The sequence below is a fragment of the Brevundimonas sp. genome (assembly GCF_032107865.1).
In the GTDB taxonomy this organism is placed as follows: Bacteria; Pseudomonadota; Alphaproteobacteria; order Caulobacterales; family Caulobacteraceae; genus Brevundimonas.
The window spans coordinates 1-1,079 of the sequence record NZ_DAMCNG010000404.1 but is presented as its reverse complement, the minus strand read 5'-3'; the positions used below and the strand labels follow the sequence as shown (position 1 = coordinate 1,079).

The following is a 1,079-nucleotide window of genomic DNA, read 5'->3' as shown; positions in this document are numbered from 1 at the left end:
GCCCCGCCGCCGCCCAGCGTGACGGGCGAGGCGGTCGCCGCCCTGCTGGGTCTGGGCATCGCCGAGGTCAACGCCCGCCGCGCCGTCGATCACGCCCTGATCAAGCTGGGCGAGGACGCCGAACTGCCCCTGGTCATCCGCACGGCCCTGCAGGAGCTGGGACGGTGATCCGAGACGTTTTTCATGCGCCCATGATCTTGTTCAAGACGGGTGGAGGGGCGTATGCCGTCACCCCTTCCTCTGTTTTAGAATTTGAAAATGAACAAGAAATTGCAAGTCGTCCTGGTCTTTGTCGTGGGCCTGATCGCCATGGGCGTCAGCTACGCCTTGCTGAAGATGTAAGCCGATACGACCTGGGAGCGGCCGGATGACGGACAACCGACTGGTCGCTCCCGATGCGGCCCAGGGCGAGCAACACGACCGCGCCCTGCGGCCCCAGACCCTGTCCGAGTTCGTCGGCCAGTCGGCGGCCAAGGGCAATCTGAAGGTCTTCATCGACGCCGCGCGCGCACGCTCAGAGGCGCTGGACCACGTCCTACTGTTCGGGCCTCCGGGGCTGGGCAAGACGACGCTGGCGCAGATCGTGGCGCGCGAACTGGGCGTGGGCTTCCGCGCCACCTCCGGCCCCATCCTGGCCAAGGCGGGCGATCTGGCGGCCATCCTGACCAATCTCGAACCGCGCGACGTCCTGTTCATCGACGAGATCCACCGCATGTCCCCGCTGGTGGAGGAAATCCTCTACCCGGCCATGGAGGATCATGTGCTCGACCTGATCATCGGCGAGGGGCCGTCGGCGCGCAGCGTGCGCATCGACCTGGCGCCCTTCACTCTGGTCGGGGCGACGACGCGGGCGGGCCTGCTGGCGACGCCGCTGAGGGATCGTTTCGGCATTCCGCTGCGGCTGGAGTTCTATACGCCCGAGGAGTTGACATCGGTGATCCGCGGCGCGGCGCGCAAGATGGGCGCGGCCATCACCGAGGACGGGGCGATGGAGATCGCCCGCAGGGCGCGCGGCACGCCGCGTATCGCCGGTCGTCTGCTGCGCCGGGTGCGGGACTTTGCGGATGCTGAGGGCGGGC

The 1,079-nt window shown here is 67.8% G+C and carries 2 protein-coding genes; both read left to right on the top strand.

The features are described 5' to 3' along the window. The first annotated feature begins 18 nt into the window (after nt 1-18). Nucleotides 19-168: a hypothetical protein gene (locus RT567_RS17160; RefSeq protein WP_409516194.1), complete on the top strand. Its 150-nt coding sequence runs from the start codon at nt 19-21 to the stop codon at nt 166-168. A 199-nt stretch (nt 169-367) separates the two neighbouring features. Then, a partial coding sequence (gene ruvB, locus RT567_RS17155; RefSeq protein WP_313577378.1) for a Holliday junction branch migration DNA helicase RuvB occupies nt 368-1,079 on the top strand: 712 nt, incomplete at its 3' end.